This window comes from Bacillus sp. DWP3-1, from assembly GCF_049896565.1.
GTDB lineage: Bacteria > Bacillota > Bacilli > Bacillales > Bacillaceae > Bacillus.
This window is the reverse complement of sequence record NZ_JAFCUN010000001.1, coordinates 108353-134473: the sequence shown is the minus strand read 5'-3', so window position 1 is coordinate 134473 and position 26121 is coordinate 108353. Positions and strand designations below refer to the sequence as shown.

The window sequence follows — 26121 nt, the reverse complement described above, 5'->3', positions numbered from 1 at the left end:
TCCTCCTTTAAATGCGTGTGACTTTTACTTGTGGTAATAGTGTGTCGACAAGCTCTTTTGTTCCAAGCTCCTCAGAAAATGCTGTAGCGCTGCCTGATGTGACGCCAAGCTTAAATGATTCTTCAATCGAAAGGCCTTTCGAAACGCCGGCTAAAAATCCTGCAACGACTGAATCCCCTGCACCAACTGAATTAACAAGCGTGCCCTTTGGAACATTGGACTGATAAACCCCTTCCTTACTGAATAAGAGAGCTCCATCTCCAGCCATTGATACGATGACATGTTCAGCACCTTGTTCTAACAGCTTCTTCCCATAAGGAATGGCTTCTTCCGCAGATGAGATGCTCGTCTCAAACATTTCACCTAGCTCATGATGGTTTGGCTTCATTAAGAACGGTTTCAAGCCTGCTGCTTTTTTTAGTGCTTCCCCGGAAATATCAAGGACAACTCTGACACCTTGCTTTTCGCACACCTCAGCAATACGTTCATACGTGTTATGAGGCAATGAAGAAGGAATGCTGCCAGCTAAGACAACGACATCTCCTTCAGTCGATGAAGAAAATTGAGACAGAAACGACTCAAATTGCGCTTCAGTAATAGATGGGCCGAGTCCGTTGATTTCGGTTTCTTCACCTGTTTTTAGTTTCACATTAATTCGTGTATCTTCTGACACCTCGTGAAAGGCTGTTTGTAATTGTTCGTTTTGTAAAAAGTCTTGAATATATTTTCCTGTAAATCCGCCTATGAATCCAAGCGCTTTTGATTCAACACCGTGACGTTTTAAAAGCCTTGAGACATTGATCCCTTTTCCACCTGGATATTTTTTGTCATAGGTTGAACGATTCAAACCGCCGACTGCGAAATCCTCCACGTGTACGATGTAATCAACTGATGGGTTTAAAGTAACTGTATAAATCATGTTTTCACTACCTTTATAACCGTTTTTTCATGGTAATTATCGAATGAATCCTCTTTTGCGTCGTTTGTGATAATGGTGGCTTCCTGTAAACTAGCAAAGGCTGAAAACGATATTTCGCCAAACTTAGAGGCATCTGATAAGATATAGGTTTTTTTCGCCTGCTTCATGGCTCTTTTTTTCATGAGCGCTTCCTCTGGATCAGGGGTTGTAAACCCCGCCTCGGGATGAATGCCGTTCGTCCCAACAAAGCTTTTGTCAAAACGGTAATTTTCCATCGCTGTCAAAGCTGCGGCTCCCACCATGGCTCCTGTTCGATGTTTCACTGATCCGCCTATCAGGTAAAAAGAAATGCCTTTTCTCATGAGTGCTTCAATGTGCATAACACCGTTTGTCACCACAACAATATCTTGATCGGGATCGATATATTCAATCATTTGCTGTGTGGTCGTACCAGCATCTAAATAAATACAATCGCCTTGTTTTAAAAGTGAAGCAGCTGCCTCTGCAACCAATGACTTTTCTTGAAGGTTTTTGGCAGATTTCTCAAATACATCTGGTTCAAGACGGATACTTGATATCTTGGCTGCTCCCCCATGGACTCTTTTAAGAAATCCTTTTTCTTCAAGGGCTGATAAATCTCTTCTAATTGTAGATTCAGACGCATCTGTCATAATCGTTAAGTCCTGTATTTTGATGACATCATTTTCTTCTAAACAGTCGATAATGAGTTGATGTCTTTCCGGTGTCAACAAGAAAACACCCCCTTTTGAAAACGTATTCATTTTGCGCGCACCTTTATTGTAATCGCTTTTTTCAACATTATCAATACAAAACAATCAAATACATTCAATAACTATCAAAATCTTTCACAATGGTCATCTTACCTTTATATGTACCATTTGTAAACTGAAAAATATGTGACATTAAGATGAAAGTCATGATCTTAGCATTTCTATCATTTTTCATTTCATTCAATGGAACTAAAAAAAGCTTTTATGCGATGTGCATAAAAGCTTTTGATGGTGGATTACAGGCGAATTCACACTGTTTGTATGCTTTTGTTCTTCTCCAAATTATTCATATCTAAGAGAATCAATAGGATCTAGTCTTGCTGCTTTATTCGCAGGAATTAACCCAAAAACAATCCCAATAAGCATACTAAACAGCACACCGCCACAGATGACTTGCCAAGATACTAAGGACGGCCAGCCGGCAACTAGTGATACTAGCGCGGCGCCACCTAAGCCAAGTGCGATCCCCATCAACCCGCCGATCAATGTTAAGACGACAGATTCAATTAAAAATTGAACGAGTATTTGAGCCCTTGTTGCCCCAATCGCCTTTCGGATACCGATTTCCTTTGTCCTCTCTGTCACAGAAACAAGCATGATATTCATCACACCGATACCGCCGACAAGCAAAGAAATCCCAGCTATTGAGCCAATGATTGTTGTCATAACAGATGTGATTTGACCAATGCCTTCTGCGATTTCTTCCATATTGATCATTTCATAAGCATCTTCTGTATGATGATTTTCATTTAATAATGCAGCCGCATTCTTTCCTACTTCCTTCATTTGATCAGCATGTGCGACTTGAATTGACAACTTATCATATTCATTGATCCCAAATGTGGAGGTGAGCATAGCAAACGGGACAAATATTTCGTTCATATCAAATGAAAACATCCCTTTCTGTTTTGCTAAAACACCGATGACTTCAACAGGCTGTCCGTTCATCCAAATCATTTCGCCTAATGCCTTCTGTCCATTAAATAATTCTTTTTGTAAGCCTTCAGAGATGAGAGCGGCTCTTCTGCCGCTTCTAAAGTCAATATCTCTTAAATTCTGTCCTTCTGCTATTTGTAATGAATGTACATTCGTATACCCTTCATTTATACCGTTAACTGTCGCATCCACTGTCGTATCTTGAAATCTCAGCTGCATTCCTTGTGCAGTCGAAGAGGCAACCTGATTCACCCCGTTGATTGTCTTAACGCTTTTTATGTCTTCCTCAGTAAATGTGGCGTCGAATAAAGCGTTTGGATTTGCATTTAACTCTTCGTCAGAAGGCGTATATGTCATATCAATGGTATTGTTTGGACCTGAAATCGACCCTTTTAACATTTGCTCGCCGCCTTGACCGATAGCCACGACCGCAATGACCGATCCAACACCAATAATAATCCCAAGCATCGTTAAAATAGAACGTAATTTATGAGCTAAAACAGAATTCATCGCTATTTTGATATTTTCAAAGAGTTTCATTCATAGCGTCCCCTTGTGTCAATCTATCTTCAACGAGCCGTCCATCTCTTACAACGACCGTCCGATTTGTATACGCAGCCATTTCTTCTTCATGGGTGACAAGCACAATCGTTGTCCCCTCCTCATTCAGCTTAGTAAACTGTTCCATGATTGAGAAGCTTGTTTTTGAGTCAAGAGCGCCTGTTGGTTCATCTGCTAAGATAAGCTGCGGCTTATTGACAATTGCACGAGCAATAGCCACTCTTTGCTTTTGCCCTCCAGACAACTCACTTGGCATATGCTTCATTCGGTCTGCCAAACCAACCTTTTCAAGTGCCATTTCTGCGCGTTCTTTTCTTTCCTTTTGACTGATACCAGCGTAAATCATCGGAAGCTCAACATTACGCCTCGCATTTAACCTCGGCAGCAGGTGAAATTGCTGAAAGACAAATCCAATGAATTGATTTCGAATCACTGCAAGCTCTTGATCCTTTGCAGCTGACAGCTCTCTTCCTTGAAAATGATATTGTCCTGTGGTTGGTCGGTCTAAACAGCCAATGATATTCATTAACGTCGATTTTCCAGAGCCGGACGGGCCCATAATGGACATATACTCGCCTTTTTCAATGACAAGATCGATCTCACTTAATACATCAAATGTTTCTTGGGCGACCTCATAGCTTTTTATCACGTTTGAAAGCTGAATCATTCAGCATTCACTTCCATTCCGTCATACATGTCATCTGATGGATGAGCAATGATTTGATCCTCTGCCTTGACACCTTTTGTCACTTCAAGGTCATTACCTGACGTTTCCCCTAGCACCACTTTTACTTTTTTAAATACATTCTTTTTGACAACATAAACGTATTGTCCATCATCCTCTTTTTTTACAGCTGATTCAGGAATCGTTTGGGCTTGACGCTTATCTGTTTCAATTTCCATGATCATTTTAAAACCAGGTTTCGCTTCAGGTTTTTTTCCCTTTATTTCGATTTCAACAGGATATTGTACCGTTTGATCACCCGCAGTTGTTTCGGATGCTGCCTGTGCAGGTACAGCCCCCACTTTTTTCACGACCCCTTGCCAGCTCTTTCCGCGAATGACATCAGATGTAACCTTTACTTTTTGTTTCTTTTTCACTTTTATGGCGTCATACTCAGAAATCAATCCTCGCACAATCATTTTTTTCTCATTGCCAATATGAATGATCGGCTGTCTTTCTTCCGGCTTTCCTGCCCCTTCTTCTTGCTCAATGGAAATCACTGTACCGTCAATTTTACTATGTACGGTTAAATCTTCTATTTGTGCTTTTACTTTTTCTTGGCTGATCTCTGCTTGTTTTTGTTCTAATTCAGCCGCTTTCAGCTCTAATTCGAGCTGGTCTCGCTCGTTTTTAGGATGGGCGACTGAGTCGCCTGCTTGTTTTTCATCTAATTCGCTCAGTCTATTTTGTAATTGTTCGCGTTTTAGCGTACTTGATTCAGCCGCAAGAGCTTGCTGCTGCTCTTCAAGCTCCAGCTCCCTATTTTCATATGTAAGAAGCGGCGTTCCAGCCTTTACCTTTTCTCCTTCTTTCACAGAAATCCCCTTCAAGTGTCCTTTTTCCTCTTCTGCATAAATGAACTGCTCTTCAGAGAATGAAAGTGTCCCTGGCGTCATTACCGTAGTGGTGATTTCTTTTTGTGTGGGTTTTACTGTTTTAATAGCTGCTGTCGAAGCAGGCTTTGATTGATTTTTCGCAATGTTAAAGCCAATAAATAGACCGATGACAATAATAAAAATGGATCCGATGATGATTTTCTTTCTCATAAAGACATTCTACCCCCTGCTTACTGATATGTTGATTGCGGTTCCTACATATTGAAGAATGAAAGAAATGACATAAAAGACTCCTATCATGATCCAAGATATTCTTGGAGATATATGACCGACTTTGATCAATAAAAAGCCTGTTAAAACAAGATTCCAGATCACAAAGAGATCAATATTAGCAAACACACCGTGCCATGGACCAGAAGTTTGAATGAGTGCATTTAATGAGGTTATTGTGATGTTTTTTGGCACATGGAACAGGATGACGGACAGATGAGAAATAATCGTACCAATGATCGTAACTGGTGTAATAAACAGGACCGCTGAAAACAGCTGCTGAAACGATGCATCACCCTTTGCTAAAAATACGATGAACTTATATATAGCAGCATTAATCACAAGCCCGAGAATTAGACCAATTAGCGTCACCACATAAACGACCGATACCGGCAAGCTTAAATCTGCCCACATTCCTTCATTCACTAGCTCTGACAAATAAGTCACAATCACTGTTAAAAGAAGCACACAGGATAAAGGCCACCAAACCACCGGGTTTTCCCATACTCTTTTCAGGTGCTCTGAAGGTCTTGTGCTCACTCCAATGATCGTGGGCTTTTGCATATTTTCTTTCATCAAATGTCTCCTCTCTATGTCATGCAAGTATGCAAACGCACATGTTCTCTCTTGTTCTTTCTATTTTATCAAAAGATTGCCAATAAGTGATGGATGATTTGATTTTCTTATTTTCATTGAGGAAAAAATTTATCTATTATTCTATTATCACGAATGACATCCTCCAAATGACACCATGACCAGACCATATTCATATCAAAAAATAGAGGTTTTACTGACCTAAAAACATTTTATCAAAAAACCACATGTCTTTCGGAATAAATATCCTTTTCCTTTGAATTCGGATGGTCTTAGTTAGACACAACAATTTTTTGTTAAAATAATCCTAGTAATTTCGACAAATCCCGGCTTTATAGGACTATGATTGGTTTCTTTTATAGAACAAATGAGCCTTTAGTATCAATACTTTCATATTAAAAAATGAAAAATATAAGGTTTTTACTTGATCAAAAGTTATTTTTTCATATAATGTAAAATAGAGGTAGGTTAAATGATAGTGGAAATGGAGTCAAGTGAATGTTAAGAGAAAAATTGAAAACACAATTGATTTTACTTTATGAAAAGGAACAAGAAGCATGGCAATACTTTCGAAAGGAAAGAGAACTGATTTATCATGAGCTCAAATTACTTGATATGAAAGAAAGTAGACCCTCTAATGACAAAATATACTACGCTGCTAGATGCGTAGATATTATTAAAGAGAAAAAGGGAAGCATTGTGAGTACAAAAGAATTAAAAGAACAGCTTCAAGCCCAGACAGATTTCAATGTGAGACGAATTAGCGAATTGTATGATCTGATCCAGCAGCTCGACCCTCACATTTCTAAAGCACGAAGGGGATGTTTTATTTACGAAGATCACACCCAAATACCTCTACAATCTTTTCACACATAAAAAATTGGTTACAGCCGCTGGCCATAACCAAATCCTCTAATATCTATTATCCACCGCTTACAGGAGGAATGAATGCAACAGTGTCCCCGCTACGCACTTCAGCGTTTTCCCTCGTATATAGTTCGTTGACTGCAACCATCACGTTTTGTGCAGCATCAACACCATATACCTCCTGTAATTCTAATTTAATCTCATCAACCGTTGTTTGATCTTTTTGAATGATGATTTGTTGTTTACCGGCCTTCTCAGCAAGGCCGGCGAACAATAATACACTAATCAAGCTGATCACCTTCTTTCTTTGCAAGTTGAAGATCGCTAGGTTTCCCCTCTGGATATGAAACCGTTTCAAGCTGATCACCTATCCAGGCTTCCCCGTCTTCCCAATATTCTTTTTTCCAAATTGGAACGATTTCCTTAATTCGCTCAATGGCATATTCGTTCGCTTCGTATGCAGCCTTCCTATGAGGAGATGAAACGGCTATCACAACAGCAATATCCGTTATATCAAGTGTCCCGATCCGGTGCACAATGGCTGCTTCAGTTTCAGGCCACTGTTTCTTGATTTCTTGTCCAATTTGACTTAGCATGCTTTCAGCCATTGGTATGTATGCTTCATAAGTTAAACGCAATGTTTTTTTGCCGTTTGTCCACTCTCTGACCGTCCCGATAAACGTCGTAATGGCCCCTGCCTTTCGCCTTGTCACATGCTGAATCAATTCGTTTACATCAATCGGCGTTTTTGTTATTTTAAAAAATTCACTCAAGCAGAGACGCCTCCCTTCAATAAGTTAAAACCAAATGTGACTGCGCCCTTTTCAAAGGCTGAAAACACTGGAAACGAGTAATTTTCGATTAATTGAAACTCTTGAGAAAAATAAATAGCTGCTTGTATATTGGAAAGAGTTGAAAGATCAATGAGCTCCTCTTCATTCTTTACACAAACGATTTTGCGGTATGGTGCCTGTTTATACCCTTCTATCAAGACAGCGTCTAATGGAAGATGCTGACACATGTTGAGCAACTGCTCTAACGTGATGTGCTGCATTGAAAAGTGAAATTCACCCTCTCCTTCCACGCCAGCGGCAAATGCACCTGCTTGAACATATCGATCGGTGTCTTTTTCTTTCAAAAGACGATCTGGTTTACCGCCATGTCCATGGTGTTTAAAGCAGCCTAGCTTCAGCCCGTCAAGTACAGCCAGCTGACAGAGCTTTTCAATCAACATAGTCTTGCCGCTGTTTTGATAACCGACCACCTGTAATATGCTTAATGTGTCATCCAGCATGGGGAACCCTCTCCTTCGTGCTGAAACAGCAGAACATGGACCTGATCACCGGCCTTAAAACCTCTTGTTCCTCCGGGCAGCACGATGAAACAGTTAGCATCTGCAATAGAGGTCACGGCACTTGATTTATCAAGACCTGTTGGGGTCACACTGAGCTGACTGCCCGTGAATTGTAGTGCCGCTCTGACAAATCGAGTGAACGGATTGGCTTTTGGAAAATCGTGTGTCAGCTTCGCCTCAGCAAAAGCAGGAAACGGCTGCTTCTTCAAAGACCATTTATAGATCATCGGTTTCACAAATAATTCAAAGCCAACAAAACAGGCAGCGGGATTTCCTGACAGCCCAAACAGCAGTTGACCATTTGGCATTGCAGCAACCGTCGTCACACTTCCGGGTCTCATGGCCACTTTATTAAACAGCACCTCAGCTCCCAGCTTTTCATAAATCGCAGGGAGAAAGTCAAAATCACCTACTGACACACCGCCTGTTGTGATTAAGAAATCTACCTTGCTTAAGGCTGCTTTGACTGCATGATAGCTTTTGTCAAAATCATCAGACACACCGCCTAAATCTAGCGGCTCTCCCCCGGCCTCAAGTACCTGGGCATAAACCATACTAAGATTACTGTTTCTAATCTTACCGTCCACCATCGCATCACTCACTTGAAGAAGCTCTGTACCTGTTGAGATGATGCCGATCACTGGCTTTTTGACAACTGGCACTACACCATATCCAAATGTCGCCAATAGGGCCGTAACGCCCGGAGTTACTTTGGTTCCTTTTTTGACCATCACATTTCCTTCAAGTACTTCTTCTCCTTGACGAGAAATATTGTCCCCTTTTTTCAGCGTTCTTTTAAGTGACATGTATGATTTGCCGTCTTTTTCGAAGGTCTTAGTCAGCTCAAGCATGATGACGACATTTGCTCCATCCGGGATTTTTGCTCCTGTCATGATACGGATGGCTTGAAAGGGACCGATGGTTTTTGCTGAGACCATTCCTGCACCAATATGGTCAATGACCTCAAATTCAACCGGATGCTCGCTTGACGCTTCTTTTGTATCTTCTGCCCGAAGTGCAAAACCATCATACGGGGAACGATCAAATGCAGGAACATCATGATCTGCTAAAATATCTTCTGCAATGAACCTTTCAAGACTATTTTTTAAAGGCACCCATTCTGCTTCTCCATGCTTTTCATATTGATGGACTTTCTGAATGGCTTCTTCTACTGGAATTGGCTGACGTCTTTCCATCACACTTCACTCCTATATCCCTAGCAGTCTTGCTAGTAATGAATTGGCTGCTTTTTCATCATTCGTCCCATGGATTAATGCACGTCCACCTTTGAAAAAGACAATACGATAAGATTCATAGCGGACATGGATTAAGAAGTCATTCACTTCCACCTCACAAATAGATGACAGCCTCTCTTTCACATGCTGAAATGATAGATTTGCTAAATCTTTAGATACAACTTGAACTGTATCCCGTCCGCAAAGAATCGTCGTTTTTTTACGCTGCTCATGTAAATAAGGATAGGTTCTTTCTTCACCGCAGGATGGGCAGTTCTTCTGCTTAGTACGAGACAAATCCATTTTAAACGATGTCGCCTGCCAAAGATCAAATGTGACAAATTTCCGTTCGATTTGATCTTCATGTCCTGTTAAATATTTTAGCGCCTCTGTTTGCTGATAAGCAGAAACCATTTGAACTGCTGGAGAAATAATCCCCGCTGTATCACACGTCAAGCCGCCAACAGGCAGTTCTGTAAAGACACACGATAAACACGGCGTTTTATCCGGCAAAATGGTCATATACATCCCCTGGCTGCTCACACAAGCGCCATATATCCACGGCGTCTTCGTTTCCTGCGATAAATCATTCATCACCATTCTCGTCTCAAAATTATCCGTCGCATCAATGACAATATCTGCGCTCTGAAATAACGGTCTTAACAGCCTTGCGCCTGCATCTTCAATCAGGGCGTGTATGATCACTTCATGATTGATCTCTTGGAGACGTTTTTTTGCCGCAGCTGCTTTTGGCACATGTGCCTTTGCATCATGTTCTGTGTACAGCTGCTGCCGCTGTAAATTTGAAAACTCTACATAATCACGATCAACAATCGTCAACGTGCCGATCCCAGACCGGACAAGCCCTTCAGCGGAGGCAGTTCCAAGTGCACCGGCTCCAACGATCAGAACATGACTGTCAGCAAGCGCACGCTGACCCTTTTCCCCAACCGGAGGGAACAAGATTTGTCTTGAATATCGGTCATTCAATGCTGTTCTCTCCTCACCATTTTTATGTATCATATCATACCGTTTTCAGGTAAATCGCTTCTTTTATTGATATTTCGAAATTCATTTGGTGTTACGTTCAGTTCCTCCTCTGGAACGATGCGCACCTTAAGCCTTTGAAGTAACTCTTTGATGGCTAATTGATTCTCTTTTAAACACGCATCAATGGACGGCAGACAGCGGCGGTGATAAAGCGCAAATAAAGGCTGTAATCTGCCCTGAACAAGCGGGATGATAGCATCTACGTGCTCGCTGCAATAGGTCGATAATGCTTCGGCGGTCTCCCTCCGTATGAAGGGCATGTCACATGCCATCACCAAATACCATGCTGCTTCTTGCTTTTGCATCGCCGTATACATGCCGGCAAGCGGCCCGCATCCGCGCACCTGTTCATCATCTAACCACACACTTCGTTCACCTCTTTCTTTAAAAAAGGGCAGAAGTGATGGATGGCTGATGATGACCGTCTGTCCTTTCAAAAGCTGATTTTTCACATGCTCATATAGTGGTTTTCCTTGATACATATAACTTGCCTTTGGCTCTCCAAAACGTCTGGAAGCTCCTCCAGCTAAAATGACATTCACTACATCCATTCTCTCACCCTCCTTGGATATGGTTGTTCTAATCGCACTCATTTCGCATACTTTATTGGTAACATGAATAAGGAGGGTCTATCTATGAACAGGCGCCATGCTTCTCCCCTATTCCATGACCTATCTCAAGAGAATTTATACTTAAAAGCTGAAACAGCCAAATATCAACAAATGATCTCTGATTTACAGTCCTCATATACGTATTCTAAAAATAAGAAGTTAACTCAAGAATATCATGAGATGAAAAAGGATTACACGCTATTAAAACAACAATTGGATGAAATGACCATTGATCAAGACGATGCAGCCTCAAAAATACAGGATCTCTCCTACAGCAAATCTGAATTATTACATAAAATAGTCCTTCTTCATGAAATGCTGCAAAAGGAAACCTTTCATAGAAGAAAAGAAACGGAAGAAAAACACCGGCTGCATTTAAAAGTGATCAAATATAAAGAAATCTCTCAACAATTAAATGAACGGATGCAAGATCAAGATCAACGGCTTGCAAAAGAGGAGAAAAAAGGAAATACTTTATCCGCTGTGATTGAGAAACTGCAGCAAACATTGGGTGATAAAAACTCAGAGCTCCATTTATTACAGGAAGGCGTCAGACACCTTCAGGAGCGTTTTTATGAAACACAAGAGAAATTACTGCAAATTGAAAAAGCAAAGGAAACGATTTTTTATGAAACGCTCACAAGCTATCAAAAGCAGTTAGCAGAAAGTGAGGAATGGATCGCATCTCATTTTGCTGATATTGACCAGTCAGCTCAAACAAATTCACAGCCATTCTCTCGAGACAGCTTCCTGCAAACAACGGAAGAAATCGAACCCATCTTGAAAAAGCTGAACGAACAAGTTCAAATACTCCAGGCACAAGTCGATGCGGTGCAGCGAAATGGAGAGATCATGACAGTGAAGATCGATGGCTTCAAAAAACAGCGTGATCACCTGTCAAAGGAACGAAAAATTGTCTATACAGTTGACCAAAAAAAGTAATTCTCGCAATAAAAAACTGCTGGCTTTTACGTCAGCAGTTTCTTTTTATTTATTCGTCTTCTGTTTGAATGTCGCCTTCTAAAATATACTGTCCGCGATATGGCTTTTTCACTTCAGGATACATTTTAATTAAGCTTTGCATAAACGTTGTCATATTTGGAATTTCAAGACCGCTCTCTTTTTCAATCTCTTTTTGAAGCTCAGAGCTTTTAATCGCCGCATTATGACGCTTTAACGTTTTAATCGCAGCTTCACGAAGCTTAGCTGCCTTTGAACCAGGGCGGGCTGTGCCTCTTCTGCGTCTAGTAGATCCTTCAGGAATACCTACAGGTACACCGTTTAGCTGTCCTGTTCCTAAAGATGATGCAGGATTTGATTGTGATTGTGCCGGCGGCTGGTAGCTTCTCATTTCTTGTGCAGCCAGTTCAGCTAATACAGGCAGCGAATCCGTCTTTCTTTCTGTACGCACTTCTTTTTTTGTATCTGACACTAGACCTGTTCCTTGACGGTCTAATTCTCTTAATTTTGCATAAATCGCATCTCGCTCAATTTGATATTCACGGATGACCTTTACTTCTGCTTCGTTTAGTTGTTCCAATCGTAATCGTAACGCTTCCCTCTCATTAAACAATGGATTTCCCCCTCATCATATAAAAAATATTCTATAGTAAATATTAGATTAGAAAACTAATTTTATCAACTATTTTTTTATCATTTTACAGTTTGCTATCAGATAGGTATTTTCAACTAAAATTTTGCCAAAGAGGAACAATCGGCATCCATTTCATTGCCACTAAAGGCTTTTGACAAACTTTAAAATATTGTAAAAAATTTGAATAAACACTTATACTACTTGATTTACATCGTTATTTACCAAACTGAAATTTCTTTTGTGCAAAAACGTTCTGAATAGTAAAAAGTTAAAATCTTTACATTTTCATTTCAAAACAAAAAAGTAAATAGGTCTTAATGCCCTTTTGTTTCAGGAATATTTTTTAATAAACTCCCTCAATTTCTCTTTTCTTAGGAAGGACACGTACATAAAAAGTCCATTCCGTGCAATAGGTCGCCTATTTTTGTCCATGAAAAAACCCCCATTTATGGGGGAAAGCCTATTCTGCAGCCTTTTCAGACTCAGAAAGCACTCGATTGACACGTTTCTCAAGCATTTTCATTCCGCTTCCGCCAGCTTGGAAGTGGCGCAGAGCACCTGTTTTATCAAATACATAATATGCTGGTACATATTCATTTTCAAAGGCTTCTGTTAAGTGATGATCACTGTCCACAAAAATTGGCTGCGTGATTTCATGCTCTTTCGCAACCTCTTTGATTTTATCTAGATCTAGGTCATCCTCTGAACGCGGCATATGAACGGCTACAACGTTTAGTTGATCCTTGTATTCATCACGGAATTGATTGACTTGAGGCATGGCCTCTTTACAAAGATGACAGCTGACTGACCAGAAATGAATCAATGTTGGTTTGTTACCAATTAGATCTTCTTTTGTTACTTCTCCATTTAACCATTCTTTTGCACCAGTTAGTTCTGGCATTGGTTGACGTAATTTCATTTTGAAGCGCCTCCATCCATTGTATGTGTCGAAACAAAAAGGTCTAACATCAGTTAGACCCTCCTGTTTCTTCAGCTATCAATTAAAGTGTTTTTTGACCAGGCTTCCAGTTAGCTGGGCAAAGTCCACCAGTTTGTAATGCTTGAAGAACACGTAATGTCTCATCTACATCACGACCGATATTGTTGTGGAATACTGTTTGATATTGAAGTTCGCCTTCTGGGTTGATAATGAATAGACCGCGAAGTGCAATACCTTCTTCTTCAATTAAAACGCCGTATTCTCTAGATACTGTGTGGTTTGTGTCAGCAGCTAGCGGATATTTCAATTCACCTAGACCATTTTCTTTACGGTCTGTGTTGATCCAAGCAAGATGCGTATGGATTGTATCAGTAGATACACCAATGATTTCTGCATCTAAATCTTCGAACTCATCATAACGATCGCTCATTGCTGTAATTTCAGTTGGGCAAACAAATGTGAAATCCATTGGATAGAAGAAAAGAACTGTCCATTTGTCATTCTTCATGTTTTCCTCTAAACTCACTTTTCCAAATTCCTTGTTAGCAAGTACTGCTTCCATTTCAAAACGTGGAGCTTGTTTTCCTACAAAACGCTCTGCCATATGTAAATCCCTCCAAAAAATAATATCTTTATACAGACTTCTAAGCTGTATATAAAATGAGAATCAAAAGTTGAAATTCTCATTTAGTTAATAACTTCACAATTACAATTATAATACTTAAGCGGTTTTTAGTCAATATTAATTAATAATAAATTTAATTAACGATTTGTCACAATCTCTTGCTCCACTTAACAAAAGTTTAACATGTCTTGCATAAGGGAACAAATGATTAGCTTCTCTATTAGAGCATACATAGAAAGGTTTGAAGAACATGAAAGCATTTGAACAAGTAGATTGGGTTTCCATTATCCTCAATAGCAGTATGATTTTGCTAAAACTAATCGTTATTTTTGCGATTTATTTTATCATCAGAGTCATCGGAAACAAGATGATTAGGCGTGCCTATTCCACATTCTCTGAAAAGCATGACGTCTCTTTATCAAGAGCTCAGACGCTGCAAAGTCTCACGTTAAATATTTTCGCCTACATATTGATTTTTATTCTAGTGGTCATGATCCTCGACTTATTTCATTATAACCCGACCGCTTTGCTAGCTGGCGCAGGCGTTGTGGGGCTTGCGATCGGTTTTGGCGCTCAAGGACTAGTGAGTGATATTGTGACAGGATTCTTTATATTATTAGAGAAACAATTCGATGTGGGAGAATATATAACAGTTGCTGGCTTTGATGGGATCGTAGAACAAATTGGACTTAGAACCACTCAGCTTCGAAGCTTTGACGGCACCCTTCATTTTATCCCAAATCGAAGTATATTGAACGTGAGCAACCATTCAAGAGGGACGATGCAGGCACTCGTTGATATCGAGTTATCTCCAGAAGAGAATGTGGATCAAATGATCACAGCCCTTCAAGCTGCGTGTGATGAGGTTCGGGAAGAAATCCCTCAAATTATCGAAGGACCTCAAGTTGTCGGCGTGGAGGCGTTCGGCTCCTCTTCCCTCGTACTGCGCATCATAGCTAAAACCGAAACAATGGAGCAATGGCGGGTAGAACGAATCTTGCGCAAAAAAATGAAAGAAGTACTCGATATAGAAAAAGAGCAAAAAGAACCGGGATTATAATCTACCGGTTCTTTTTCTTGTTTGTTTTATTGAACACGCTGTTCTACTTCTTGACAAATTTCATCAGCCGTCATACCTGACGCAGTAATCACAGATGCTTTTGTCGTTGTGTCTGAAATGCCAAGAACATTTGAATCCAGCCCTGTGACCACATAGCAGTCACACTGATCCATTTGCTGTTCATTTTGAATACGTACGACGTCATACCCTTTTTGCTTCAGTAGTTCTTCTACATCGGATAAAGATGGTTCTACACCAATTCTTGTCATAATCAAGAACACCTCCTGTTCATAAGGTGTACAGGAGGCAGCTTGATTATTCATTCACCTGCTTGCTTTTTGAAATAAGCTGTCATAACGTTTACAGCTGTTTCTATCGCTTTTTCATCAGGCATGAGTTTTGCATGATGCAGGCCATATTCTGAATCGACCCCTAACCAAAACATGAATCCAGGGTATTTTTTCAACATGTAGCCAAAGTCTTCTCCTGTCATGGCTTCTCTGCATTCAACCACATTCGCAAGCCCTTCTCCGGCAACATATGACATAAATTCCTCTGTCAGATCCTTTGAATTGTCCACTTCGTAATAAGATGAAGGGTATCGCACGGTTGCCTTGCATTCGTAGCCAATTTCAATCCCTTTTGCTAGTGCTTCAATTCGCTTTCTCACCTTATCCATAGACTCTGGTGAAAGTGTACGAATAGTGCCGTCAAGCTTTGCATGCTGGGCAATGATATTTTGAGCCGTTCCGCCGGTAATTGTGCCAATCGTAATGACCGCACTATCAAGAGGATCGACATTACGAGAAATAACCGATTGCAGTTGACCTACAAGTGCACTCGCAGCCACAACCATATCATTCGCTAAATGAGGGTAAGCAGCGTGTCCGCCTTTTCCTTCAAGATCAATCACAAGCTCACTCGTATTAGCAAATAACAGCCCTGGCTTTGTGGCTATCGTTCCGACAGGATATTCAGGTGCAATATGCAGCGCTGTAATAAAGTCTGGCGTCCACTTTTTCAGCACATCGCTTGTAAGCATCGGTTCAGCTCCGCCTGGACCTTCTTCTGCCGGCTGGAACATAAATAATAGATCTTCTTTGATTGGCTCATGAACGAAATGATCAATGATTCCAAGTGCGATGGTCATATGAAGGTCATGTCCACATGCGTGCATGTTCCCTTCATGTACTGATTGAAATGGATACCCTGTCTCCTCAGGAATAGAGAGGCCGTCCATATCTGCACGATAAGCAAAAACGCGCTCAGGATTTGTTCCCTTTACTTTAACAAAAAGTCCAGTGCGCCACGTTTCCATCTCAACTCGATCTTTTGAATAAGCACCAAGATGCTTGATGAGATACGCTTGTGTTTTGAATTCCTTAAAACCAAGCTCAGGGATTTGGTGTAAATCTCTTCGAATGGATATTAATTGCTCACGATTTAACAAGTGAACTCGCTTCCTTTCCTCTATACGAATAAGACGTGGATATATATCATCCACGTCTATGTCTTCAACTGCGAATTATGTGAATTAAAGCTGACGCAGTTCTTGTTTGATTTCCGTTTTACCTTTTGTTTTTTCATCAATGTCTTTGATTTTCTTTGCAGGTGTACCTGCTACAACTGTGTAAGGCTCCACATCGTTCACAACGATCGCACCAGCTGCTACGACTGCACCTTTACCAATTGTCACACCTTCTAGAACAACAGCGTTCGCACCGATGACAACATCATCTTCTACAACAACTGGTTTAGCAGACGGCGGCTCAATGACACCTGCAAGAACAGACCCAGCACCGATATGACAGTTCTTACCTACTGTTGCACGGCCACCAAGCACCACGTTCATGTCAATCATCGTACCTTCACCGATCACAGAACCGATATTAATAGAAGCTCCCATCATGATGACTGCATTATCACCGATTTCTACTTGGTCACGAATGATAGCACCTGGCTCAATACGTGCTTTAACGTTCTTTAAATCTAACATCGGGATTGCAGAGTTGCGGCGGTCATTTTCCACGACAACATCTTCAATTTTATCTTTGTTCGTTTCCAGCGCTTCTTGGATTTCGCTCCACTCACCGAAAACAACTCCAGTGTTTCCTGTGATGAACGTTTTTGCATGTTCACCAAATTTAATACCTTCTAAATCACCTTTGATGTAGACTTTCACAGGTGTTGATTTTGTACTATTTTGAATAAATGAAATAATTTCATTAGCGTCCATTTGTTTCATGTATGTATGTCCTCCTCTTAATTTATACTTCATTACTGTACCAAAGGAGAGTTTTAATGACAAGTGAAAGAGTTGACTCTTCAATGGAAAATAAAACAAGCGAGACCGATTACCCCGCTTCCTGCTGGTGAAGATGAACAAATTGTTTGCCAAAAGAAATCAATTTCTCTTCTTCTTCTCCTTCTGGATTCAGCTCAATCTTGACTGATGGCAAGACAATGTCACCGCCAAGTTCCTTCACTTTTTCTTCGATTAGGTCAACAGCTCCGCAAAAATGCTCATAAGATGTATCCCCAGAACCGAATATAGCAAATGCTTTTCCCGTTAAATCAAGCTCTTCCATTTCTTCATATAAATCAATAAAATCATCAGGAAGGTCACCATCTCCCCATGTGTACGCACCTAACATAATGTGCGTGTAATCATTGAGAAGCTCTGCATCAATATCCATCGCTTCATGCCGGTCCACGCTAGCTCCCGCTTCTGTTATTCCTTTTTCAATTAAATCTGCCATCGCTTCTGTATTCCCAGACATCGTGGCATACACCAATAAAACCTTTTCTGTCACTTTTTCTTCCTCCTTATCAATGAATCAATGCCGGCTCCTCATATGGCCTCACAAACTTGCTTTCATATAAACCAGCACAGAAAAAGTTTTCATTTTGATTGGCTACACGAAAACCGTGTCCTTTGATCGTATCAAACCATTTGAGCTCTTTTTGCTCAATATCAAGCTGATACACTTTAGAAAATCCGTGTTCATCTTGTGAGGTGGTCACATATACAATTCCATTATCCTCTGACACATCCAAAAATGATTCCTCTCTAGCAAAGGCCTGTGATTGAATATCATGCAGCATATTTGTATGTAAATCTAAAATTTGAACAGACCCCTTTTTTCCTTTTTTTGATCCTAATGCGCAAACAAGAAGATGTTCCTGACAGAGCAGCATAGAAGCTGTCATCCGGTGCTCCTCTCTGTTTAGGAGGAAAACCTGCTCACTCTCCAAGTCATACATCCATATTCCTCCGTGAACCTCATGAATCTGTGTTCCAATATAAAGGTGATCACCTGCAGCACATAAAGAACGAATAACAGGCGGGTGGTTCACATGAGCAAATGGCTTCATAATTTCCCAGGAAATCCCGAAATCATTTGACACATAAATACTATGTTTTCCATGTGCACACACAAACCCGTCTTTGCGACCTGTAATAGACCAAACGACTGCATTTGTTGGAAATGATGATAGCGCCCATGTATTGCCTTCATCTCCTGATCTAATCACTGTGCCATTTTCACCAACACCGAATAAATAAGGTCCGATATAGCTGATGGCATGAATTTTATGCTTGAGCTTAAAGAGCTGCTGCCACCCGCTCTCCACACTGTAGTGAAAAATACCTTCCCGTTTTACAGCGACAAAGTATCCACCACTTTTAGAAGCAGCAACAGCTGTCGCTCCTTTATGAAACATGATTTTCAACTCGTTTCTCAGATAACGCCGCCCACGTTAAGAAGCTCGTAGCAAATTCCTGACAGCACGCCACATCCTCATCTGTATCTGGCGCAAGCTCCATTTTCAATGTTTCAGGAAATACGGATGCACCGGTTGATTTGAGCATGTTATGAAATGTATGGACAGCCTCACAAAACTTCGGGTAGCTGTAATCTCCAGATCCGAACACAGCTGCTTTGATGTCACTTAGTTCAAGCGTAGAGACCTCTTCATAAAAATCCTCAGCTTCATAAGGTAAATCACCATCACCCCATGTATAAGAACCGATGAACACATAATCGTATGAAGAAAGGTCCTCTGCATTCGTATCATCAAATTCCATCATCTCCGTATCTATCCCTTTTCCTTCAAGTGTTTGCTTTATGATTGCTGCCATATCTTCTGTATTACCAGACATACTCGCAAATGCAATTAGTGCTTTCATCTATCGGTCACCTCATCTAAATGATAATCATTTTCAATTATTATATGTACACTTTAAATGATAATGATTTTCATTGTCAAATGATTTTATGAAAAAGCTTTGACCAATCATTACTATAACCCAATGAAAAACCCGCTCATTCCAATTGGAAGGCGGGTTTTTCATATCGAAGAGATCATCGGTTCCTCATTCGTTCAATTCATCTATTCGAATAAAATATGGACCATAATCCGTTTCGTGCGTCATCACAAATGTCCATTTTTCATTCCAATCCATCACATACATATCGTTATAATCCATATTATTAGACTCATATCGTAAATCATTGATTAAAAGAGAGCTGGCATTTTCGAAAAGATACGCCTCGTCAACAAATTGATAAAAAACAGTACACTTATCCTTTGATTGGTGAAAAAATGCGTCTATCGCTTCAGCCTTTTCAAGGCATGTAACCATTCCAAAACTGCATAAATGCCATAAAAAATCATCTATTGATATCTCGTTTTGTTCTTTAATTGAAAGATGACTAGCAAAACGTTCACGCCACCTCACGCGCAAACGATCTCCCCATTCAGGTTTGTTCATTTTGATTAATTGATTGTTTTTCATAAGATCGAAGTCTCCTCTATGATTCGCTCCATCTATCTATTGGATATGCGTGCAATAAGTAAATTTAATCAAACTGATTATTTACCTAAAAAAGCACCTTCCTCTTCCAAGAAGGTACTTACACCGCATCACTTTCAAGCATTTCTTTGACCACACCGACAAATGCTTGCACCTGTTTTAATTGAAAAGAAGCTTCATAGCCTAGCAGCCATGTGTCACGTCCGATTTGCTCTCCATTCACGTCAACAAGCGGTGTTTTATGAACACTTTTTTCGTGGTCATATAAGGTGACTGAAGGCAAAATGGCGTAGCCGATGCCGTGGTAGGCCATTTGTTTACATGTCTCAATCTGGTCCACTAGAATCGTCTGCTTTGGAGACACTTTAAATTTTTGGTGCCACCAGTGCTGGATTTCCTGATAATACGTGCTGTCACTTTTAAATTGAATAAACGGGCGTTCTGTCTCGATTAACTCGTCCACGTCTTTGATGACAGAATCGACTAAATATAAATGATCTGTCATCAAATATTCCTTTGTTCCCTTCCAATCAGGGTTTCCGCGAATAATTCCAATGTGCACGTGGTCCTCGTATAAGCTTTTGAGCATTTCACTACTCCAGCCGGTCACAAGTGATACCTTCGCATTTGGATATTTTTCGACATACCGCTTTAACACTTTCGGCAACCAGTGCTGTCCAATAATGGATGCAACCGCAAGCTTTAGTGTACCGTGAATTTCCCCTTCAAGTTCATCGATTCGTTCTCTCACTCGATCTTGCTCAACCGTCACCTCTTTTGCAAATTGAATGATCTGTTCACCTGCCGAAGTCACGGTGAGCCCTTTCTGAGAACGAAAAAAGATTTTGGTTCCCCACTCTTTTTCGATCGTCTGCAATCTTTGGGATAAAGCAGGCTGAGAGACAAAGAGCCGCTCCGAAGCCTTTCTCATATTCAATTCTTCACTAAGCACAACAAGCATATGTAACTCCTGAAGCTGCATGGGTGTCCCCTTTCTCTCTATAAGATTTTCTTATTCCATATGGTCATTATATAAATTATAGCTTATGAAGGCAAAAAAAATAAGCTGGGCTTCAGCTCATTTTTTCGCGGCATGAATCACTTCATTTAAGCGCTTTAATACAACACGTCGTGTAAATATTCCTTCAAAGACTTGCTCCTCATTTTCTACACAAACAAATCCATTATTCGTCACAGCGTGAACGCCTTTTAGCACAGGGTCCGTTGTTTTAAGTCTTGGAATATCAGTCAGCATGACCTCTTCTACCTTCAGTTGGTCCAGCTTTTCGAATTCAATTCGTTCTAAACCAAAGATCTTATCCATGATCATATTCGTTCCAATTAACCCATGCAGATGATAAGAAGGATCTAAAACCGGGATGGCTGTATATCCTGTTTTTGTTAGTACCAATAAGGCATGCTCAAGGTTATTTCCAATTTGAACATGTGCCACTTTATCTGCATCAATCATATGCTCGGCTATTGTTGACTCAAGCAATTGAGTTGGTTCTATCTCTATCATGTTTCTTCGACCCCTTTTCTCTCGATCATCAATCATACATTCCCCTTTACCATTAAGCATAAACTAAAACGAAATTTGTCGAAAGATTTTTTCTGCATAAAAAAGATACTCAGCTCCCGAGTATCTAATAGAATGTTAAATCAATATTAATTCTCAAACCTTACTCTGTCATACAATGTGATCAATTGCTTATACGTATTGTCATCGACATTTTTTGTTCCACATTCTATATCATTGATCTCACTGCTTAGTAATTCGACAGCATATTCCTGATTCAGCAATACGTTTAATAATAGCTTTTTCTCTTCTTCATTAAAACGATTTTCGATGACGCTCATCCAACATCAGGCCCCCTGTTTCATATATGCTTTTATATTGATTAGCAGGCTTTTGAATGTCTGCTTCCTCTCTATACAGCTAGAATAAGGAACTAGAATCGAATCGTCAACCGCACGTTTCGACAAGGTTTGGAGAAAAATGACGGAATTTATTTTGTGTATCGATTGGCATAGCAAAATGCTGCGTATGAGTCGGGTTTTATTTTAGCTTCAATTCCCATAGCTGTGATCATTCCGGTCATTTCCTGGATCAGCTCTTTCGTACTTCCTTTTTTTCCAATATCTAGATGGGCTTCAAACCGGAGGTCTGCCCCTTCCTCAGCAAACGGAAGAAGCAAATCCATCAGTTCTGTTAAAGGTCCCTCAAGGATGTCTGCACATACCTTTTGGCTAAACGCTGTCTCTAATGAAATTTTTTCTCTAAGACTTTGCACAGGCCTGCTGATCACTTGTTGTGTGAGGCAGCCCCAAGCCCCTTTGCCAATCCGGTGGAGATGAACTGCAGTCATAAATCTTGTGACATTTTGATTGACCTGAGAGTCCGTACCAATTGATAACACATAGGCGGATCTAGGGTCTTTTCGAATAAAGTCTTTCATTCTCATGACGACATCAGAAAACGCTAAATAATCTTCAGAAAGATTGTAGTAAAAAGAATCACTCACAGAAAGGAACTCCTTTTTAATGGTCTCTTATCCGAAATATGCGCTGATTGATCATCTTCCATTTGTACACAGCCAATAATGACACATGTATATTGCCGCAAATAAACGAAGGAATCCTTAGAAAAAACATTTCATACGATTCAGCTTAGGATTGTAGAAGCTCAAAAATCTCAATCGAAATCATATCAATGTTGTCAAATGGGAAAGTATTTGGCTTATCCCCTTGTTGAAAAACAGTCAATTCAAACGTTTGATTCTTTTCGAAATACTTAACACTACAGATTTTCTCACCGTTCACTTCGAAATAACGCTGTGCCGGTTCGTTTGCAGCTTCTGCTGTCTCTTGAAGACTTTGCAGCCTTGTAATGATACCCATTAATTGTGACATTCTAAAAAAAGACTCCTTTCAAAAAAACAACTCAAGATGAACCCGTATTGATTATACACAAGTCCTACAAAGCATCATACCATAAAGTGTTCTCAGATGATATTTTTCCTCTTGAATTCAAAAAAAGAAAATGAATCTGTTTTTTTAGTTTGAGTCTTTTTTCTGATCTCATGCGCCATGTTTTTTATAAACCCGCAGATCTCATCAGCCGTTTGGCAATTTCGTCAAAATCCTCTTTGGAAATGCCTGGGGCAAACTCTTCCGGTAATTCTCTATAATCTGGCACAGGTGCTCCTTGAGGCGTACCCTCAATCACTGTGAGCGGCTTTCCATCAATCGGATGGTTGCCTTTCCAAATCTTATTAATGTCCTTGTAATCCGTATCACTAAATGTGTACAGCTTTGTATGGACATTTTGGTCTTCAAATTTCCTCGCTGAATCAAAGTATTTGTTGTCGAGGTTTGGGATCGGCAACATCTTTCCTAGATCTACACCCGTGGCTACCTCAAGCGCCTTTGCATATGCCACAACATGCACTCCGCCCCTGACGAGTAAATAACCGATCATCTCTCTTGCTGTAGGATGATCTGTCATTTCATATACGCGCATTTTGTGTGTACGAGCTCCGCATTCAAGGAAGAAGTTATGAAGGAGGTCAAGAATCAGGTTGCCGCTTGAGAACACATTCTCCCCGGTCCAAGGTTTTGCCATGGAATCAAACGGATAGCCTGTTTGAGCCGTTTGAATAAAATGCTGTGTATTTCGTTTATCGACAGCCGCTTTCATCGGTGTCGTATCTGGATCTCCGCCATGGGTGGTCCCTGTAATCATAAGATTCACAGCTGTGGTCACAAGTTCTACATGACCGAATTCTTCAGCCGTAATACTGGATACGAGGTCATAAAACGGTTTGAGTTTTCGTTTTCCTCTAAAGTTAAAGGATTGAAACATGTAATTATTTAATGTGGACATTTCACCGAATTTTCCGCCGAGTAATTCTTGCACAGCAGCAGCACCATTTGCATCTGGGTGATCTGGTCTTGGCAAATCAATCAGCAGCCGCTTGTCGCGTTTGATCATGACGTTCCCTCCTACCGTCTAACTATCATCACTTAAGATGTATGGAGGGATTGGGATGTCCTATGCATGAGGGGAAGATGAAAAGCACAAAAAAAACTTGGCGGGGGTAGCGCCAAGTTTTTTGGATCTTGATCTGATAGAGGGGTTGGGGAACAGAGAGTAGCTTCTCTCTATAACTAAATGATAATGATTATCAGTTTCATTGTCAACCATTTTTTATTTCTTTTTTCTATTTAAAAAAACAGCCTAAACGGCTGCTTTTAAATTAATCCATCTTGCTCATATAAATAGGCATACGGAAGGTCTATAAACAAATACATGTCTCCCTCTAACGGATAAGAAAACGTACGTATCCTCTCACCGGTTTCTAAATCGCTGTAAATATCACTGAAAAATCCTTTCCCGCTCATTCTCATTTGGAGAATATTCGCTAGGAAATAAGGGCGCCAGCTCCAGTTTTTCTCGATATATTCAGGCTGAAACAGCCATTCTTTTTCTTTTTTAAACACATTACCAGTGATTTGAAAGCCTTCTTCATTACACATATAAATCCGAAAGCTGCAATCCGTTAATTCTAATGCCAGCTTTTGTATGAGTTCATCATTTGTGCTGCATGATTTTTTTAATGTCGTGACCGCTTGATGAATTCGCTTATAAAATGTTTCAGAATGTTCGTAGACAGTTTGAAGTTTCTTTTTCTCATGGGCAATAAATTGCTGGAATTCTTCTCTCAGCTGATCTTTTCGTTTATTGCGGTCGATTAATTCCGCCACCGGCTCGTGAAGATAGAACCCTTGAAAGTATCTGCCGCCATTTCTCCAAGCATATTGCAGCTGAAAATTTGCTTCAATGTCTTCATAAATTAAAGCCGCCCCTATTTTTCTCGCAAGCAATGAAATGCTGTACAAGACATATTCATAGGAAGGAGAAGGAGCCGATGCCCTTAATGCGTGTAAATCTATTTTTAATAGATCGGGTGAGAGCAAGGCAATCCGGTCAAGATTGCTGCTTTCTTTTCCAATATTTGAGATGGCGATTTTAATACCATATGTACGAAAATACGTTATCGTATGGTAAAGCTGTTCAATATCGCCGCTAAACGTATGCTCTGTAAATTCGATAACAAACCGATTAAGCTGAATGCCCCTTGCTTCATATTCCTTCAAAAGTTCTAAAAAGCTTTCACCATGATCAAGCATCAGGATATTGGCATCATGATTAATAAAAATGAGCAAATCATCATCTGCTGTTGTGAAAAGATCGAGTGCTTGCGTCAGTACTTTATGATCTACTTCCACTTTATATTCGTCAGGAATAGATGAATCCGTAAAGAAGGAGCCTAGGCTAACTGTTTCAGACTCAAGCTTCATTCTTCCTAAAATCTCATAGCCTATCACTTTTTGCTCTTCCGCACTGAATATGGCTTGATAGTGCGGGAAAACATCTTCAATATTCGCTAAAATATCCAATGGATCGACCATTTTCATCACCTGCTTCTCTCTTTGTGTGATTATAACACATCAAAAGCAGGTCTTACATCGTCATTCAAAATGGGGATTGGTTGAGCCATTGACCCCCATCCATCGTGATACAATCTCCATTTATATATGAGGCTTGCTCAGATAATAAAAAGCTCGCAAGCTCTGCAATTTCCTCTGGTGTGCCCAGTCTGCAAAGAGGAACACTATCTAATGTTCTTTGCGCTGCCTCTTCCGATTCCCACAGTTTATCCGCACCGCCTGTTCTCTCGATTGGTCCTGGTGCGATGGCATTGACGCGAATTCGATATTGCTTTCCCCATTCCACTGCAAGCGTTCGAGTGAGAGATAAAACACCTGCCTTTGCTGCCGCTGAATGCGCCACACCTACACCAGCACCCCATGCATAGGTAGCCACCATATTGATCATACTTCCCCTTTTCTTTTGACGAATCCAGTAATTGCCCACTGCATGACTGCAAAAAAATGTTCCATTTAATACAATATCTATGACAGCCTTCCAGCCGTTAGGAGACAGTTTTTCTGCTGGAACCAAAAAGTTTCCTGCAGCATTGTTAATCAGAGCGTCCACATCACCAAATGTATCTACCGCAAACTTGACCATTTGATCGGCATCCTCTGGATTTCGCACATCCATTTGGAAGTAAGCGATCGAGCCGCCATTCTGCTTTATTTCATTTGCCGCCTTTTCTAACGTTTCTTCCGTTCTTCCAGTAATCACGACATTCCAGCCTCCGTGTGCCAAATGGGCAGCCATCGCCTTCCCCATTCCGCTTGATCCCCCTGTGACAATCACTGTTTGTTTCGTCATTTGTTCTCCCCCTCTGTGGTTTTGAATGACTATT

General features: G+C 40.5%; 33 protein-coding genes. 3 read left to right on the top strand and 30 right to left on the bottom strand.

Annotation, left to right across the window (positions count from 1 at the left end; all coding sequences use genetic code 11):
* Positions 1-7: 7 nt before the first annotated feature.
* The 6 genes from pfkB to ACP7A0_RS00700 all read right to left on the bottom strand — a co-directional run bounded on the left by pfkB (position 8) and on the right by ACP7A0_RS00700 (position 5613).
* Positions 8-919, bottom strand: a complete 912-nt coding sequence (gene pfkB, locus ACP7A0_RS00725) for a 1-phosphofructokinase (protein ID WP_106047741.1) — start codon at positions 917-919, stop codon at positions 8-10.
* Entirely contained in the window at positions 916-1671 is a 756-nt protein-coding gene (locus ACP7A0_RS00720) for a DeoR/GlpR family DNA-binding transcription regulator (RefSeq protein ID WP_034662703.1), read from the bottom strand. Before ACP7A0_RS00720 ends, pfkB begins: the two co-directional genes overlap by 4 nt.
* 321 nt (positions 1672-1992) lie before the next feature.
* Positions 1993-3186, bottom strand: a complete 1194-nt coding sequence (locus ACP7A0_RS00715; RefSeq protein WP_060596155.1) for an ABC transporter permease — start codon at positions 3184-3186, stop codon at positions 1993-1995.
* A complete protein-coding gene (locus ACP7A0_RS00710; RefSeq protein WP_060596154.1) occupies positions 3173-3874 on the bottom strand; it encodes an ABC transporter ATP-binding protein in 702 nt (233 codons plus the stop codon). The genes ACP7A0_RS00715 and ACP7A0_RS00710 overlap by 14 nt, the downstream gene beginning before the upstream one ends.
* Positions 3871-4977, bottom strand: a complete 1107-nt coding sequence (locus tag ACP7A0_RS00705) for an efflux RND transporter periplasmic adaptor subunit (RefSeq protein ID WP_375567370.1) — start codon at positions 4975-4977, stop codon at positions 3871-3873. The genes ACP7A0_RS00710 and ACP7A0_RS00705 overlap by 4 nt, the downstream gene beginning before the upstream one ends.
* Before the next feature lie 9 nt (positions 4978-4986).
* Positions 4987-5613 (bottom strand): YIP1 family protein, encoded by a 627-nt coding sequence (locus ACP7A0_RS00700; RefSeq protein WP_375567368.1) that lies wholly within the window; start codon positions 5611-5613, stop codon positions 4987-4989.
* A gap of 516 nt (positions 5614-6129) precedes the next feature.
* On the opposite strand from ACP7A0_RS00700, the gene ACP7A0_RS00695 reads away from it, so the two are divergent.
* Positions 6130-6507 carry a hypothetical protein gene (locus ACP7A0_RS00695; protein ID WP_003211488.1) on the top strand — a complete coding sequence of 126 codons (378 nt, stop codon included), beginning with the start codon at positions 6130-6132 and terminating at the stop codon, positions 6505-6507.
* 46 nt (positions 6508-6553) lie between these two features.
* Here ACP7A0_RS00695 and moaD read toward each other — a convergent pair whose 3' ends face one another.
* The 6 genes from moaD to ACP7A0_RS00665 are packed head-to-tail and all read right to left on the bottom strand — an operon-like array spanning position 6554 to position 10688.
* Positions 6554-6787 (bottom strand): molybdopterin converting factor subunit 1, encoded by a 234-nt coding sequence (gene moaD, locus ACP7A0_RS00690; RefSeq protein ID WP_060596152.1) that lies wholly within the window; start codon positions 6785-6787, stop codon positions 6554-6556.
* The gene (locus ACP7A0_RS00685; RefSeq protein ID WP_060596151.1) at positions 6780-7271 is read right to left on the bottom strand and encodes a molybdenum cofactor biosynthesis protein MoaE; all 492 of its coding nucleotides are present in this window, start codon (positions 7269-7271) and stop codon (positions 6780-6782) included. Before ACP7A0_RS00685 ends, moaD begins: the two co-directional genes overlap by 8 nt.
* Positions 7268-7792 (bottom strand): molybdopterin-guanine dinucleotide biosynthesis protein B, encoded by a 525-nt coding sequence (mobB, locus tag ACP7A0_RS00680; RefSeq protein WP_034662725.1) that lies wholly within the window; start codon positions 7790-7792, stop codon positions 7268-7270. The genes ACP7A0_RS00685 and mobB overlap by 4 nt, the downstream gene beginning before the upstream one ends.
* Positions 7774-9051, bottom strand: coding sequence for a molybdopterin molybdotransferase MoeA (gene glp, locus ACP7A0_RS00675; RefSeq protein WP_034662728.1), 1278 nt, complete (start codon positions 9049-9051; stop codon positions 7774-7776). The genes mobB and glp overlap by 19 nt, the downstream gene beginning before the upstream one ends.
* 9 nt (positions 9052-9060) lie before the next feature.
* Positions 9061-10077 carry a thiazole biosynthesis adenylyltransferase ThiF gene (locus ACP7A0_RS00670; protein ID WP_106030779.1) on the bottom strand — a complete coding sequence of 339 codons (1017 nt, stop codon included), beginning with the start codon at positions 10075-10077 and terminating at the stop codon, positions 9061-9063.
* 29 nt (positions 10078-10106) lie between these two features.
* The gene (locus tag ACP7A0_RS00665) at positions 10107-10688 is read right to left on the bottom strand and encodes a molybdenum cofactor guanylyltransferase (RefSeq protein WP_106038788.1); all 582 of its coding nucleotides are present in this window, start codon (positions 10686-10688) and stop codon (positions 10107-10109) included.
* An 84-nt stretch (positions 10689-10772) separates the two neighbouring features.
* Between ACP7A0_RS00665 and ACP7A0_RS00660 the strand changes: the two genes are divergently transcribed.
* Positions 10773-11690, top strand: a complete 918-nt coding sequence (locus ACP7A0_RS00660) for a sigmaE regulated sporulation protein (protein WP_375567366.1) — start codon at positions 10773-10775, stop codon at positions 11688-11690.
* Between the two features lie 49 nt (positions 11691-11739).
* Here ACP7A0_RS00660 and ACP7A0_RS00655 read toward each other — a convergent pair whose 3' ends face one another.
* From ACP7A0_RS00655 to ahpA, 3 genes are all read right to left on the bottom strand, one after another.
* Complete coding sequence (locus ACP7A0_RS00655) at positions 11740-12321, bottom strand: hypothetical protein (protein WP_034662739.1); 582 nt, start codon at positions 12319-12321, stop codon at positions 11740-11742.
* Positions 12322-12802: 481 nt separating this feature from the next.
* Entirely contained in the window at positions 12803-13261 is a 459-nt protein-coding gene (locus ACP7A0_RS00650) for a TlpA family protein disulfide reductase (protein ID WP_375567363.1), read from the bottom strand.
* An 82-nt stretch (positions 13262-13343) separates the two neighbouring features.
* On the bottom strand, positions 13344-13886 hold the full coding sequence (gene ahpA, locus ACP7A0_RS00645; protein WP_034662744.1) for a biofilm-specific peroxidase AhpA: 543 nt from the start codon (positions 13884-13886) through the stop codon (positions 13344-13346).
* Between the two features lie 271 nt (positions 13887-14157).
* Between ahpA and ACP7A0_RS00640 the strand changes: the two genes are divergently transcribed.
* Positions 14158-14967: a mechanosensitive ion channel family protein gene (locus tag ACP7A0_RS00640; protein WP_060596146.1), complete on the top strand. Its 810-nt coding sequence runs from the start codon at positions 14158-14160 to the stop codon at positions 14965-14967.
* Positions 14968-14993: 26 nt separating this feature from the next.
* On the opposite strand, the gene ACP7A0_RS00635 is transcribed toward ACP7A0_RS00640, so the two are convergent.
* From ACP7A0_RS00635 to fadH, 15 genes are all read right to left on the bottom strand, one after another.
* On the bottom strand, positions 14994-15236 hold the full coding sequence (locus tag ACP7A0_RS00635) for a YkuS family protein (RefSeq protein ID WP_003211408.1): 243 nt from the start codon (positions 15234-15236) through the stop codon (positions 14994-14996).
* Positions 15237-15286: 50 nt separating this feature from the next.
* Entirely contained in the window at positions 15287-16417 is a 1131-nt protein-coding gene (locus ACP7A0_RS00630; protein ID WP_060596145.1) for an N-acetyldiaminopimelate deacetylase, read from the bottom strand.
* Positions 16418-16501: 84 nt separating this feature from the next.
* Positions 16502-17212, bottom strand: a complete 711-nt coding sequence (gene dapD / locus ACP7A0_RS00625; protein ID WP_375567360.1) for a 2,3,4,5-tetrahydropyridine-2,6-dicarboxylate N-acetyltransferase — start codon at positions 17210-17212, stop codon at positions 16502-16504.
* 109 nt (positions 17213-17321) lie between these two features.
* A complete protein-coding gene (locus tag ACP7A0_RS00620; protein WP_081311417.1) occupies positions 17322-17780 on the bottom strand; it encodes a flavodoxin in 459 nt (152 codons plus the stop codon).
* Positions 17781-17796: 16 nt separating this feature from the next.
* Entirely contained in the window at positions 17797-18690 is an 894-nt protein-coding gene (locus ACP7A0_RS00615) for a WD40/YVTN/BNR-like repeat-containing protein (RefSeq protein ID WP_060596393.1), read from the bottom strand.
* Positions 18680-19156, bottom strand: a complete 477-nt coding sequence (locus ACP7A0_RS00610; RefSeq protein ID WP_060596144.1) for a flavodoxin — start codon at positions 19154-19156, stop codon at positions 18680-18682. Before ACP7A0_RS00610 ends, ACP7A0_RS00615 begins: the two co-directional genes overlap by 11 nt.
* A gap of 186 nt (positions 19157-19342) precedes the next feature.
* Entirely contained in the window at positions 19343-19765 is a 423-nt protein-coding gene (locus ACP7A0_RS00605; RefSeq protein WP_066030966.1) for a DUF4275 family protein, read from the bottom strand.
* Between the two features lie 118 nt (positions 19766-19883).
* A complete protein-coding gene (locus tag ACP7A0_RS00600; protein WP_003211236.1) occupies positions 19884-20765 on the bottom strand; it encodes a LysR family transcriptional regulator in 882 nt (293 codons plus the stop codon).
* Between the two features lie 96 nt (positions 20766-20861).
* Positions 20862-21305 (bottom strand): cyclic-di-AMP-binding protein CbpB, encoded by a 444-nt coding sequence (gene cbpB / locus ACP7A0_RS00595; protein ID WP_034663872.1) that lies wholly within the window; start codon positions 21303-21305, stop codon positions 20862-20864.
* Between the two features lie 146 nt (positions 21306-21451).
* On the bottom strand, positions 21452-21643 hold the full coding sequence (gene abbA, locus ACP7A0_RS00590; protein ID WP_003210802.1) for an antirepressor AbbA: 192 nt from the start codon (positions 21641-21643) through the stop codon (positions 21452-21454).
* A gap of 149 nt (positions 21644-21792) precedes the next feature.
* The gene (locus ACP7A0_RS00585; protein WP_066030967.1) at positions 21793-22308 is read right to left on the bottom strand and encodes a ribonuclease H-like YkuK family protein; all 516 of its coding nucleotides are present in this window, start codon (positions 22306-22308) and stop codon (positions 21793-21795) included.
* 145 nt (positions 22309-22453) lie between these two features.
* Entirely contained in the window at positions 22454-22696 is a 243-nt protein-coding gene (locus ACP7A0_RS00580) for a YkuJ family protein (protein ID WP_003212254.1), read from the bottom strand.
* A gap of 184 nt (positions 22697-22880) precedes the next feature.
* Positions 22881-23777: a manganese catalase family protein gene (locus ACP7A0_RS00575; protein ID WP_060596142.1), complete on the bottom strand. Its 897-nt coding sequence runs from the start codon at positions 23775-23777 to the stop codon at positions 22881-22883.
* Positions 23778-24037: 260 nt separating this feature from the next.
* Positions 24038-25258 (bottom strand): EAL domain-containing protein, encoded by a 1221-nt coding sequence (locus ACP7A0_RS00570; protein ID WP_426003939.1) that lies wholly within the window; start codon positions 25256-25258, stop codon positions 24038-24040.
* 64 nt (positions 25259-25322) lie between these two features.
* A complete protein-coding gene (gene fadH, locus ACP7A0_RS00565; RefSeq protein WP_426003937.1) occupies positions 25323-26087 on the bottom strand; it encodes a 2,4-dienoyl-CoA reductase in 765 nt (254 codons plus the stop codon).
* Between the last annotated feature and the right edge of the window lie 34 nt (positions 26088-26121).